This window comes from Flavobacterium sp. MR2016-29, assembly GCF_015350695.1.
GTDB lineage: Bacteria > Bacteroidota > Bacteroidia > Flavobacteriales > Flavobacteriaceae > Flavobacterium.
Genome location: NZ_JADKPU010000007.1, coordinates 21,953 through 34,989, shown reverse-complemented (window position 1 = coordinate 34,989; position 13,037 = coordinate 21,953). Strand labels below are relative to the sequence as shown.

Annotated in this window: 9 protein-coding genes and 1 tRNA gene; 5 read left to right on the top strand and 5 right to left on the bottom strand. The window is 33.9% G+C overall.

Annotation, left to right across the window (positions count from 1 at the left end; genetic code table 11):
• Window positions 1–66 precede the first annotated feature (66 nt).
• On the top strand, window positions 67–372 hold the full coding sequence (locus IR010_RS15135; RefSeq protein ID WP_029271957.1) for a thioredoxin family protein: 306 nt from the start codon (window positions 67–69) through the stop codon (window positions 370–372).
• Window positions 373–390: 18 nt separating this feature from the next.
• Here IR010_RS15135 and IR010_RS15130 read toward each other — a convergent pair whose 3' ends face one another.
• Both IR010_RS15130 and IR010_RS15125 read right to left on the bottom strand, forming a co-directional pair.
• Window positions 391–1,029 (bottom strand): polysaccharide deacetylase family protein, encoded by a 639-nt coding sequence (locus tag IR010_RS15130; RefSeq protein WP_029271958.1) that lies wholly within the window; start codon window positions 1,027–1,029, stop codon window positions 391–393.
• A 93-nt stretch (window positions 1,030–1,122) separates the two neighbouring features.
• Window positions 1,123–4,404, bottom strand: a complete 3,282-nt coding sequence (locus tag IR010_RS15125) for a DUF2723 domain-containing protein (protein WP_194605019.1) — start codon at window positions 4,402–4,404, stop codon at window positions 1,123–1,125.
• A 245-nt stretch (window positions 4,405–4,649) separates the two neighbouring features.
• Between IR010_RS15125 and IR010_RS15120 the strand changes: the two genes are divergently transcribed.
• Window positions 4,650–4,720, top strand: a tRNA-Gln gene (locus IR010_RS15120).
• Between the two features lie 100 nt (window positions 4,721–4,820).
• Here IR010_RS15120 and IR010_RS15115 read toward each other — a convergent pair.
• The 3 genes from IR010_RS15115 to IR010_RS15105 form a co-directional block, all read right to left on the bottom strand.
• Window positions 4,821–5,627: a helix-turn-helix domain-containing protein gene (locus IR010_RS15115; RefSeq protein ID WP_029271960.1), complete on the bottom strand. Its 807-nt coding sequence runs from the start codon at window positions 5,625–5,627 to the stop codon at window positions 4,821–4,823.
• A 63-nt stretch (window positions 5,628–5,690) separates the two neighbouring features.
• On the bottom strand, window positions 5,691–7,106 hold the full coding sequence (locus IR010_RS15110) for an aldehyde dehydrogenase family protein (RefSeq protein ID WP_194605016.1): 1,416 nt from the start codon (window positions 7,104–7,106) through the stop codon (window positions 5,691–5,693).
• A 198-nt stretch (window positions 7,107–7,304) separates the two neighbouring features.
• On the bottom strand, window positions 7,305–8,129 hold the full coding sequence (locus IR010_RS15105; RefSeq protein ID WP_029271962.1) for a universal stress protein: 825 nt from the start codon (window positions 8,127–8,129) through the stop codon (window positions 7,305–7,307).
• A 173-nt stretch (window positions 8,130–8,302) separates the two neighbouring features.
• Between IR010_RS15105 and rimP the strand changes: the two genes are divergently transcribed.
• The 3 genes from rimP to infB are packed head-to-tail and all read left to right on the top strand — an operon-like array spanning window position 8,303 to window position 12,965.
• Window positions 8,303–8,767, top strand: coding sequence for a ribosome assembly cofactor RimP (rimP, locus tag IR010_RS15100; protein WP_029271963.1), 465 nt, complete (start codon window positions 8,303–8,305; stop codon window positions 8,765–8,767).
• Between the two features lie 13 nt (window positions 8,768–8,780).
• On the top strand, window positions 8,781–10,028 hold the full coding sequence (gene nusA, locus IR010_RS15095) for a transcription termination factor NusA (RefSeq protein ID WP_029271964.1): 1,248 nt from the start codon (window positions 8,781–8,783) through the stop codon (window positions 10,026–10,028).
• 48 nt (window positions 10,029–10,076) lie between these two features.
• Entirely contained in the window at window positions 10,077–12,965 is a 2,889-nt protein-coding gene (infB, locus tag IR010_RS15090; protein ID WP_194605013.1) for a translation initiation factor IF-2, read from the top strand.
• The last annotated feature ends 72 nt before the right edge of the window (window positions 12,966–13,037 follow it).

The window sequence follows — 13,037 nt, the reverse complement described above, 5'->3', positions numbered from 1 at the left end:
AAATGCTACATTTGTATATAATTACCTCTTTTTAACAGATTAAAAAAGAATTAAATTTTTGGTTTTATGTCAAAATTTGGAGAACTTATAAATGCTCAAGTTCCAGTGTTAATTGATTTTTACACCGATTGGAACGAATCATCTGTATCGATGCATCCTGTTATTAAGGATGTTGCGGCCGCGTTAGGCGATAAAGCGAAGGTGATTAAAATTGATGTAGATAAAAATCAAGAACTGGCCGAGGCACTGCGTATAAAAGGACTTCCTACTTTAATGATTTATAAAGAAGGGCAAATGATCTGGAGGCAATCTGGAGAACTTGATGCTAATACTATTATCGGAATTGTTCAAGAGCAGTTTACGAATCAATAAATGACTTCTTTTTTGATGTTAATGAATAACATCAAAAGCATATCCATTCTCTTTTAAAAAGTGCAAAGTTTTAGGTAACGCAAATTTTAAGTTTTGCGATGCTTTTATACTGTCATGGAAAACAATTACACTTCCTGATGTTACATTTTTAGTAACATTTTCAAGACATTTTTCTGGTGTTATCGATTGATCGAAGTCGGCACTTAAAACATCCCACATTACAATTTTATACCCTAGATTTCGCAAAATCTTAGATTGTGCTTTTTTTATCTTTCCGTAAGGAGGACGAAATAATAATCCGTTTAATTTTTTGTCGTTTGCTAAAATGCTGGCGCAATTTTTTACATTTTCTATATAATCATTTGTTTGGCTTTTCCATCCGTTTATATGATTCATGGTATGGTTGCCTATAGAATGTCCTTCTGCTATTAGTTTTTCAAACAGAGATGAGTTTGCATTTATGTTTTTTCCAATGCAGAAAAAAGTTGCTTTTGCGTCGAATTTTTTTAATTCAGATAATACCCAGTCTGTAACTTCTGGAGTTGGGCCATCATCAAAAGTGAGGTAAATTTTCTTTTCCTTGTTCGGAATATCCCAACAGTACTTCGAAAATACCCTTTTTATAAATGAATTTGTTTTTACCCAATAAAAGCTCATTTTAAAATGATTTAGCAATACTGTAAAATTAAAAAATGCAGCGCTATTTAACTACCAGCGCTGCATTTTTTTAATAAGTATATTTTTCGTATATTATTCTTTTTCACGGCCAAAGCGCTCGAAAACATTTACGTAAGTATTAAAAGTTACTTTTTGTTTTTCATAGAATGCTTTATCGTTATTATGATCCATAACTTGTAAAAGGCTTCTGTAACGCTCAATATCTGTAATGATATCAATTGCAAGATCAGTTTGGTCGCCTGGAGTCAACGTTGCATAATAGTTCAGGTTTTCTTTGTATTTTCCAACTAACTTGTTAAGTAAATCGTGTGCTTTTGCAGTTTCTCCAACTTTATAATATCCATTTGCAAAAGGTTCTACTAATGAGTAATATCCGTATTTATCCAATGGCAGTTTTGTCATCGCTAAATTGATTACATTTTTAGCTTTGTCAATTTTACCTTCAACAATAAGCTGATCCATTAAGCGAGAAAGGTTTGTGCGGTATGTAATGCTGTTTCTTCTGGTTTCAGGATCATGATAAATCTTATCACTTTCGCTATTGCCCCAATCCCATTTCATTACAATATCGTACATTTTATCGGCGTCAATTTGCCCCATATCCATTGGTCCGCCATCTTTTGAAGGTGTATTTTTTATCGGAACCAATTTGTAAACCATTCCATCCAATTGCAGGTAATCTTTTAGCCATAAATAATCTTCATCATCAAAAGCTCCACCGCTAAAATAGATTGGTCTTTTCCAATTGTTATTAGCCAAGATATCCAGCATCATTAAACGGTTTTTGTATAATGCACTTCCTTTGATGTCGATATCCATGTAAGGAACGATAGAATCGTTGTATCTTGCATTAACAACTTTGTTTTTAATAATGATGTTTTTGTCGACAGGAACTCTAATTTTATTTGTTGGATAAAAATGGATTGTTTGCCCGTTTTGAAGTCCAACAGTTGATTTAGGGTTTTTGATAAAACTGATAAAATCATTAATGTTCCAACGTGTGTCAATTTTTTGAATATACGCTACATAATCTAATTTATCCCCCACATATTCATCGTGTACAAAAGAGATCGGCAATGGGTCAGATTCGTATGCTTTCGACTTCATTTGGTCGATATACCAATCTGTCATAAATAAGCTTGTATTTACGATCTTAACATCTGTTCTAATGTGCTCAATTTCTTGCGCATACCAGAGCGGGAAGGTGTCATTGTCACCAATGGTAAATAAAATGGCATTTTTATCGCACGAATTCAAATATGCTTTAGCCATTGCAACCGCGGTATATCGGTTCGATCTGTCGTGATCATCCCAGTTTTGAGATGCCATTAAAATAGGAGCAGCTAATAAACTTGCGGCAATAATAACAGGTCCTGCAATTTTTGGAGCAATGTATTTTTGAATGCTTTCGTATAATGAGTAAACTCCAAAACCTATCCAGATGGCAAATACATAAAATGATCCTACCAGTGCATAATCTCTTTCGCGAGGTTCAAAAGGCCTTTCGTTTAAGTAGATTTTCAATGCAATTCCGGTAAATAAGAACAAAGCTAAAAGCACATAAAAACTTTTAAGGTCTTTATTTGCGTGATACATTAATCCGATTAAACCTAGGATAAAAGGAAGGAAAAAGTAAACATTTCGTCCTTTGTTGTTTAAAACATCTGATGGTAAATTATCTTGAGAACCTAAATGAAGCGAATCCAGAGGTTTGATACCGCTGATCCAGTTTCCGTCTAAGTTGTCATATTTTCCTTGAACATCACTTTGGCGTCCGACAAAATTCCACATCAAATATCTCCAATACATGTATCCGAATTGATACTCGAACATAAAACTGAAATTATCTACAGTTGATGGTTTTTCTATAATTAAATATTCTCCATAACTTTTTAAAAATTTAACATAACCTTCATTGTCGATTTGTTTTTGAGCATACGCCTTTCTGAATTCAGAAACTGTTTTTTCAACCTCATTTCTCAATTGAGCTGTTGCTTTATTGTATTCATCTTCGCTTAATTGGCTTGCATCGATTCCGTATTTAGCCAAATCATCTTCGTAATTGTAATCAGGGTTGATTTTAAAATTTGGTGGATTTGTAAAGCTTATATAGTTTTGAATATGGCCAGTTTCAGTACTCCACATTCTTGGCAAAACTGTTTTTTGATTATCATCAGAATTTTGTTCTGCGTTTTTATAATTGTTGGTAATGATATATTTACCTGTTTTATAATCTCTTTCGTAGTTAGGTTTTTTATCTAAATACGGTGTTTTTTCGTCAAGACCAGCAAAAACTTCAGTGTATTGAGGTCCGTAAAACAAAGGATTTACTCCGTATTGTTCACGATTGTAATACGCTAGAACTTCTGTTGCGTCAGATGGTTTGTTCTCGTTAATTACAGTATTTGCATTTGCACGAACTGGCAGCATCATCCAGGTAGAAAAACCAATCAGAATGAATAAAATACAAAGGATAATAGTGTTGTAAAAAACCAATCCTTTTTGTTTGGTATATTTTAATCCAAAATAAAAGAAAGCAATAAAAACTAATGCTACAAAAATAGTTCCTGAGTTAAAAGGCAATCCCATGTCGTTTACCATAAAAACTTCGGTTTTACCAAAAAATGCCATAGTTAATGGTAAAAGCAATTTAAAAATAAACAACAAAATAGCAATTACTACAGCATTTGCGATGATGAAATTTTTAATAGTAACTTTTTCGTAGTGTTTAAAATAATATAGAAAACCAATTGCAGGAATCGTTAACAATGCCATAAAGTGAACTCCAAATGAAAGCCCGACAACAAGTGAAATGATTAATAGCCACTTATTCCCTTTAGGCTTGTCCATATCTTGCTCCCAACGAAGACCAAGCCAGAAAAGCAATGCAATTAACAAAGATGCCATTGCGTAAACTTCTGCTTCAACAGCATTAAACCAGAAACTGTCTGAGAAAGTATAAGCAAGAGCTCCAACAAAAGAACTTCCTAAAATTACAATTGAATTGTCTTTATTAATTTCAGCAAAACGAGCTACAATCTTTTTCAAGACAATCGATGACGACCAGAATAAAAACAAAATTGTAAAAGCGCTAGAAAAAACAGACATCATATTTACCATGACGGCAACATGCTCTTTATCAATGGCAAACATGGCGAAAAAAGCTCCCATCATTTGGAATAAAGGTGCTCCCGGCGGGTGGCCAACTTCTAATTTAGCGGCTGTAGCAATGTATTCGCCACAATCCCAGAAGCTCATTGTAGGTTCGACAGTAAGTGTGTAAGTAGTTAAAGCGATTGCAAATGCAAACCAACCAATAATTGTATTCCATTTATTGAAATTGAATTGTGCCATATTTAGGTGTTAAAATTTTATATGTTTTCTATTCTACAAAGAAAATGTTTTTTTGTGTAAAGAAACGAGCATTAACATAAAATTCTACAAAACTATTTGATAAAAGTAACCTATTGTTTGTGAAATACTTGCGACAACATTACAGATTTGGAAGAAAAAAAAATGAAAAAAAATCAAATTTTTTTATCAAAAAGTTTGCGCAAACTAAAAAAAGCTTTAAATTTGCACTCGCTTAACCGCACTGCTGGTCTATGGTGTAATGGTAACACAACTGTTTTTGGTGCAGTCTTTCTAGGTTCGAGTCCTAGTAGACCAACATAAAAAGCCTCTCAATTGAGAGGCTTTTTTTATGCGATAAATTTAAAGTTGCTTTTATTTGTGGGTAATCACCGAAAGTGATTTATCTTGCCAAACGATTATTTTGAAAGTAACGACGACGGAACAACTCCAAATTTCTTTTTAAATGAAAATGAAAAGTGAGACAAGTCTTCAAAGCCAACTCCAATATAAACTTCTGATGGTGATTTTCCTTGTTTTAGGAGATAATAGGCTTCTTGCAAGCGTTTGTTTAATAGCCATTTGCCAGGTGTTTGCTGAAATACTTTTTGAAAATCTCTTTTAAATGTCGCCAAACTTCTTCCTGTTAAATAGGCAAAACGATGCATTTGCACATTAAAATGAAAATTTTTATTCATAAAAGCTTCCAGATCAATTTTGCCCGGTTCATTAAAATCAAACAAAATATCTTTTAATTCTGGATTTACTTTAAGTAAAAGATGTACGGCTTCTTTTATTTTTAAATTAAATAAAGTTTCGTTGTTTTCTTGTTCGACTTCGAGATAGGATATTAGAGAATCCATAAAGGACTTATATAACGGATTTGGAGTCAGTGTAATCATGGCTTCTGAATCTTGCTTTTTGTTGATTTTAAAATCGTATTCAGCGCTTATTTCGCGTAAAATTTCTTGATCCAAAAAAAGAGATATGGTTTTGAATTCGCCTCCATCTGGCGGAATTTTAATAAATTTAGCCAAATGATTTCTTTTGCTAAAACGAAAATCTCCTGCTTTTGAGCAATAGGTGTTTTTGCTGTCAGAAGCTGTCATTTCTCCTGAAATTTGATAGCTAAAAACATGTTCCGGTATAAAATGCTCGCCTTCGCGGCTTCTTGCATAATAACAGGAGTAGAGTATTTTGGGTTTTATGTTAGAAATTGCTGTCATAGTGTAAAGTTACAAAAAGATCCAGAAAATCTCTTTTTAAAGATTTCTGGATCTGAGTTTGGTTTATTGAATTAATGCTTTTGGTTCAAGATAAGCTTCAAGTCCTAAAACGCCGAATTCTCTTCCTATTCCTGATTGTTTAAATCCGCCAAAAGGAGCCATCGGATCATGACCAATTCCGTTTATCTGAACGCGTCCTGCGCTAATTTGGGAAGCGATATTGTGAGCTCGTTTTTCATCAGCAGAACTTACATAAGCCTGTAATCCGTATGAGGTGTCGTTGGCAATTTCAATCGCTTCTTCTTCTGTTTTATAAGTAATGATAGATAAAACAGGGCCAAATATTTCTTCTCTAGCGATGCGCATTTGGTTGTTTACATTTATAAAAACAGTTGGTTTTACAAAATTCCCGTTTTCCAGTCCTGCTGGTTTTCCTAAACCACCTGTCAGTATTTCTGCCCCTTCGGATATTCCAATCTGAATGTAATTTTGAACTCTTTCATATTGTTTTTGGCTGACCATAGGTCCAATTGCAGTATTTTGATTTTTAGGATCGCCAACAACTGTATTCAAAACAAGTTCCTTAACTAATAATTTAACTTCCTCTAATTTGTTTTCTGGAACTAATAATCTTGTTCCTGCTATACATGCCTGGCCGCTATTCATGTACGCAGCCATTATTGCCAGCGGAATTGCTTTTGATAAATCAGCATCTTCTAAAATAATATTTGGTGATTTTCCTCCAAGCTCCAGTGTAATGCGTTTCATCGTGTTGACAGCTTCTTTTGCAATCATCTTTCCAACAGTTGTTGATCCTGTAAATGAAATTTTGGCAATATCAGGATTACGGCTTATTTCAGCTCCAACTATTTCCCCTAAACCGTTAACAATATTAAAAACACCTATAGGTAAACCAGCTTCGTGCAAACATTCGGTAATTAATTGTGTTTGCTGTGCACTCATTTCACTTGGCTTTATTACCGTTGTGCATCCAGCAACTATAGCAGTAGATAATTTACTGCATATAAAACCGTTGCTTGAATTCCAAGGAATAATAATTCCAACTACGCCAATTGGTGTCATTTGAACTTCTGATTCGCCCATTTTTTTGGTAAATTCGTAATTGTTTAATAAGTTAATTGCCGAGTCAAAACTCTTAAGCATATATTCATAGCTTACAGATGCAAACTGAAATGTTCCACCATATTCTTCAACCATTACATTGATAAAATCGTTTTTTCTTTTTTTGATAGAATTTTGAATATTTTCAAGGTATTGAATTCTTTCAGTGGCGGTTGTTTTAGAAAAAGTCTTAAAAGCTTTTTTGGCAGCATTTATCGCATTTTGTGTGTCTTCTTCATTTCCTAAAAGAACTTTTCCGAGTTTTTCATTTGTTGTTGGGCTTATAAGATCAAAATATGCTGTTCCTTTTGGTTTTACAAATTCTCCGTCAATGTAAATTTTGTCTATTGTTTTCATGTTATTGTGTTTTATGAATTTTTATTTGACAAATTTCTGAATTAATAGGAAGGTAAACTTTGTTGAAAAGCTCAAACTAACTTTGTTGAAAAGCTCATTTTTTAGAATCGAATTTTATATGAAAAAAGCTTCTCATTGAGAAGCTTTTTTGTGAAATAAACTATTTAGAAAGTATTTTTAATTCATATATTTTGGTGTTTAAATTTTAAAAGTGATAACAGGTTTTACCGCATGGTTTACTAGTCCTTCACTAATACTTCCATTAAAGAAGTGAGCAAATCCAGTTCTTCCGTGAGTACACATTCCAATAATATCTGCATTTACACTGTTCGCAAAATTAATAATTCCTTTTTCAATATTTGTGTCGTTGTAAATGTGTGTTGAATAATTGGTAACATTAAATTCGGCAACAAATTCATTCATTGCATTTTCGATAACATGCGTTGGTTTAAAGCTGTTTGGGGTGCAAATCGTCACCAAATGAAGTTTTGAGCCGAAAAAATTGGTAAAATTTAAAAGTTTTTCAAAAGGTTTTTTCGTTTCTTCTGAAAAATCAGATGCGAAAACAATACTGCTTGCATTAAAATTTGAAATTTCTTTTTTAATAATTAAAACGGGAATTTCAGAATTGCGAACCACTTTTTCAGTGTTAGATCCGATAAGAAGTTCTTCGATGCCTGAAGAGCCATGCGATCCCATTACGATCAAATCAATTTCATAATCTTTGCTTACTTGTGAAATGCCGTGAATTGGTTTGTCCATTTTTACGATTTCAGTAACAGGAATGCCTTCTAAATAAGGCTTTGCGGCTGCTTCGTCCAGCATTTCGTTGGCTTTTTTCATAAAAAGCATGGTCTCGGGGATGCTTGTACCGCCCATTATCGCATCATTGCTTTGGTGAGGCAGTTCTAGCATGTGCAGGATAATGATTTCTGAATCATTTTTTTTAGCAATCTGTGCGGCAACTTTTAAAGCGTCTTCTGCATGTTCTGAGAAGTCGGTAGGTACTAAAATTCGTTTCATAATTTTAAGGGTTAAACATGAATAATCCGTTATTTTAATGCTCCTATAAAGATAAGAAATATTTTTAGAGCAATCTATTTATTTTGATTTATAAAAAAAACACTATATTTGCACCGTTATTTATTAAAATCTAAATAATGAGGGGACTAAGTGTCCCCTCTTTTTATAAAATTATGACATTTAAAGAAAAAGTAAACGGATTAATTACAGAAGCTCTTCTGGAAAAGCCTTCAATCTTTTTGATTGATTTGGCAATTTCAGATTCTTTTAAAATTAGTGTTGGTTTAGACGGTGATAATGGAGTGGCGTTGCAGGATTGTATTGATATTAGTCGTGCAATCGAGAATAATCTGGATCGTGAAGAGCAGGATTTTTCGCTTGAAGTGGCATCGGTAGGAGTAGGTTCTCCATTGAAATTTACAAGACAATACATCAAAAATATTGGTAGAACGTTGATTGTTACAACAAATACTGAAAAAATTGAAGCAGAATTAGTAGAAGCTAACGATGTTTTTATAATTTTGTCTTGGACAGCAAGAGAACCGAAAAAAGTAGGAAAAGGAAAAGAAACAGTTCAAAAAGAGCAACAAATACCTTATACAGAAATTAAAGAGGCAATTGTTACAGTAACATTTTAATTAAAGAATTCGCATGGAAAATTTAGCATTAATCGATTCATTCTCAGAGTTTAAAGATAATAAACTTATTGATCGTGTAACGCTTATGGCAATTTTAGAGGACGTGTTTAGAAATGCATTAAAGAAAAAATACGGTTCTGATGATAACTTCGACATTATCATAAATCCTGACAAAGGAGATATGGAGATTTGGAGAAGAAGAGTAATCGTTGCTGATGAAGATCTAGATTTTGAGAACGAAGAAATTACCTTGACTGAAGCAAGAATGATCGAAGCGGATTTTGAAATTGGTGAAGAAGTTTCTGAAGAAGTTAAATTAATTGACTTAGGAAGAAGAGCTATTTTGGCTTTGCGTCAAAACTTAATATCTAAAATTCACGAACATGATAATACAAATCTTTATAAGCAATTTAAAGATATTATCGGTGATATTTATACTGCAGAAGTACATCACGTGCGTCCTAGAGTAGTTATCTTGGTTGATGATGAAGGAAATGAGATTGTGCTTCCGAAAGAAAAACAAATTCCGTCTGACTTTTTCCGTAAAGGAGATAATGTTCGCGGAATCATTGAAAGCGTTGAATTAAAAGGAAATAAACCTCAAATTATTATGTCTAGAACTTCTGAGAAGTTTTTAGAGAAATTATTTGAACAAGAAATTCCAGAGGTATTCGACGGATTGATTACAGTTAAAAATGTAGTGCGTATTCCTGGTGAAAAAGCAAAAGTAGCGGTAGATTCTTATGATGATAGAATTGATCCTGTTGGAGCTTGTGTGGGTATGAAAGGATCTCGTATTCACGGAATTGTTCGTGAATTAGGAAACGAAAATATTGACGTAATCAACTATACAAGCAATATTCAATTGTTTATTACAAGAGCATTAAGCCCTGCAAAAGTTTCTTCAATCAAAATTGATGAAGAAAATAAAAGAGCGGAAGTTTTCTTGAAATTAGAAGAAGTTTCTAAAGCAATTGGTAGAGGTGGTCATAATATTAAATTAGCAGGTCAATTGACAGGTTACGAGCTAGATGTTATCAGAGAAGGTGATGTTGCTAGTGGCGAAGATGATGACGTTGAATTAACTGAGTTTTCAGATGAAATCGAAGACTGGGTTATTGAAGAATTTGCAAAAATTGGTTTAGATACGGCTAGAAGTATCTTGAAACAAGAAGTAGAAGATTTAGTAAGAAGAACAGATTTAGAAGAGGAAACAATTCTTGATGTTATGAAAATACTAAAAGAAGAGTTTGATAGCTAGTAATCTGCTCTAACAACACAACGAAAAAGGTAATAATAAAAAGGTTATATGTCTGAAGAGAGAGTAATAAGAATAAACAAGGTTTTAAGGGAATTAAATATTTCGTTAGAAAGAGCTGTTGATTATCTAAAAGATAAGGGAATTGCCATTGATGCAAATCCAAATGCTAAAATTTCTGATAGCGAATTTAATATCCTACAAAGCCAATTTGCGGGCGATAAGGGGAATAAGGAAGCTTCTAAAGAGGTAGGAGAAGAGAAAAGAAAAGAAAAAGAAGCATTACGTGTTGAACGTGAGAAAGAAATTGAAGACAAACGCAGACAAGACGAAGAGCGCCAAAAACAGCAAGAAATTATAAAAGCGAGAGCTGTTGTAACAGGACCTGTTCAAGTTGGTAAAATTGATTTAAATCCGAAGAAACCAGCAGTTGTTTCTACTCCTTCTGAGGAACCAGCAAAAGCTGAAGAACCAAAAGCAGTTGTTACTCCAACTCAACCAGAAAAACCTGTTCAAAAAGAAGTTGTACAACCTGAGCCAGTTGCTCCTGTAGTTTCTGAAGAGAAAAAGGTAGAAAAGCCTATTATTACAGAGAAAAAAGAAGTAAAAGCTAATCCTGAAGCTTCGGCACCAAAAGCAGCACAAGAGCCTGTAGTCTCAACAGATCCTTCAACTGCTGAGGAAACAATTACGACTCAATATCAAAAATTATCTGGAACTACTCTTACAGGGCAAACAATTGACTTATCTCAATTTAATAAGCCTAAGAAAAAGAAAGAAGATCCAAAAATAACACCTAATAAACCAGGAACTCCAGGTGCAAATAATAACGCTAACAAAAACAAGCGTAAAAGAATTGCGCCTAAACCAGGAGCTCCAGGAGCACCAAAACCTGCTACAGGCACTGCACCGGGAACTCCGAATCCTAATAAAATTACACCAAATACTGGTGGTGGAGGTTTTAACGCTAATAGAAGTGCAAGACCAGGTTTTGTAAAAGGAAACCGTCCTGCAATTGTAGCAAAAGTTGAGCCTACTGAAGAGGAAGTAAAAAACCAAATTAGAGAAACTCTTGAAAAACTTCAAGGTAAAGGTGGAAAATCTAAAGCTGCTAAATACAGAAGAGATAAAAGAGATACGCACCGTCAGAAATCTGATGAAGAGCAAAGAGCAATTGATGAAGGAAGTAAAACTATTAAGGTTACTGAATTTGTTACTGTAGGTGAAATTGCAATTATGATGGATGTGCCGATTACTAAAGTAATTGGAACTTGTATGTCTCTTGGTATCATGGTTACCATGAACCAACGTTTAGATGCTGAAACATTAACTATTGTAGCTGACGAGTTTGGTTACGAAGTTGAATTTATCACTGTTGATATCGAAGAAGCTATTGAAGTAGTTGAAGATAAAGAGGAAGATTTAGTAGTTAGAGCACCGATTGTAACTGTAATGGGTCACGTCGATCACGGTAAAACATCTTTGTTGGATTATATTCGTAAAGAAAATGTTATCGCTGGTGAGTCTGGAGGTATTACACAACACATTGGAGCTTACGGAGTAACTTTAGATAACGGTCAAAAAATCGCATTCTTAGATACACCAGGTCACGAGGCGTTTACCGCAATGCGTGCACGTGGAGCTCAAGTTACAGATATTGCTATTATCGTAGTAGCGGCGGATGATGATATCATGCCACAAACTAAAGAAGCAATTTCTCACGCACAAGCTGCGGGAGTGCCAATTATATTTGCAATCAATAAAATTGATAAACCAAATGCGAATGTTGAAAAAATCAAAGAGCGTTTGGCTAGTATGAATTTGCTTGTTGAAGATTGGGGTGGAAAAATTCAGTCACATGATATTTCTGCAAAAGTTGGAACAGGCGTTAAAGAATTATTAGAGAAAGTTTTATTAGAAGCTGAAATCTTAGATTTAAAATCAAATCCAAATAAAGCGGCACAGGGAACTGTTGTAGAGGCATTTTTGGATAAAGGAAAAGGATATGTATCAACGATTTTAGTTCAACATGGAACATTAAAAGTTGGAGATTATATGTTGGCTGGAAAACATCATGGAAAAATTAAAGCCATGCATGATGAAAGAGGACATATTGTTAAAGAGGCAGGCCCTTCGACTCCAGTATCAGTTTTAGGTTTAGATGGTGCGGCAACTGCAGGTGATAAGTTTAACGTTTTTGAAGATGAAAAAGAGGCAAAACAAATTGCATCTAAACGTTCTCAATTAATGCGTGAACAATCTGTACGTACACAAAGACATATTACCCTTGATGAAATTGGCCGTCGTATCGCTCTTGGTCAGTTTAAAGAATTAAACGTAATCCTTAAAGGAGACGTTGATGGATCTGTTGAAGCATTATCAGATTCGTTCTCTAAACTTTCTACTGAAGAAATTCAAATTAATATCATTCATAAAGGTGTTGGAGCAATTACTGAAACTGACGTTATGTTGGCTTCTGCTTCTGATGCAATTATTATCGGATTTAACGTTCGTCCTGCTGGAAATGCAAGGCAGCTTGCTGATAAAGAAGAAATTGATATCCGTTACTATTCTATTATCTACGCAGCTATTGATGACTTGAAAGATGCAATGGAAGGAATGTTAGCTCCAGAGATGAAAGAAGAAATTTTAGGAACTGCTGAAATTCGTGAGATTTTCAAAATTTCTAAAGTGGGTTCAATCGCAGGTTGTATGGTGATGGATGGTAAAATCATGAGAACTTCTAAAATTAGAGTTATTAGAGAAGGAGTAGTAGTGCATACAGGTGAGCTTGTAGCATTGAAACGTTTCAAAGATGATGTTAAAGAAGTTTCTAAAGGTTACGATTGTGGTATTCAAATTAAAGGTTACAATGACATTGAAGAAAGAGATGTTATTGAAGCATACCATGAAGTTGCAATCAAAAAGAAATTGAAATAATATTCAATAAATATATTCTAAAGTCCCAATGAAAATTGGGACTTTTTTTATGGCCTTAAATTATAGTCTTCG

Bases quoted from the DNA above. Each gene is read 5' to 3' on its own strand.
- infB (WP_194605013.1), top strand. From the start codon at position 10,077: ATGTCTGAAGAGAGAGTAATAAGAATAAACAAGGTTTTAAGGGAATTA.
- IR010_RS15115 (WP_029271960.1), bottom strand. From the start codon at position 5,627: ATGACAGCAATTTCTAACATAAAACCCAAAATACTCTACTCCTGTTAT.
- IR010_RS15110 (WP_194605016.1), bottom strand. From the start codon at position 7,106: ATGAAAACAATAGACAAAATTTACATTGACGGAGAATTTGTAAAACCA.
- IR010_RS15130 (WP_029271958.1), bottom strand. From the start codon at position 1,029: ATGAGCTTTTATTGGGTAAAAACAAATTCATTTATAAAAAGGGTATTT.
- IR010_RS15135 (WP_029271957.1), top strand. From the start codon at position 67: ATGTCAAAATTTGGAGAACTTATAAATGCTCAAGTTCCAGTGTTAATT.
- IR010_RS15125 (WP_194605019.1), bottom strand. From the start codon at position 4,404: ATGGCACAATTCAATTTCAATAAATGGAATACAATTATTGGTTGGTTT.
- IR010_RS15105 (WP_029271962.1), bottom strand. From the start codon at position 8,129: ATGAAACGAATTTTAGTACCTACCGACTTCTCAGAACATGCAGAAGAC.
- rimP (WP_029271963.1), top strand. From the start codon at position 8,303: ATGACATTTAAAGAAAAAGTAAACGGATTAATTACAGAAGCTCTTCTG.
- nusA (WP_029271964.1), top strand. From the start codon at position 8,781: ATGGAAAATTTAGCATTAATCGATTCATTCTCAGAGTTTAAAGATAAT.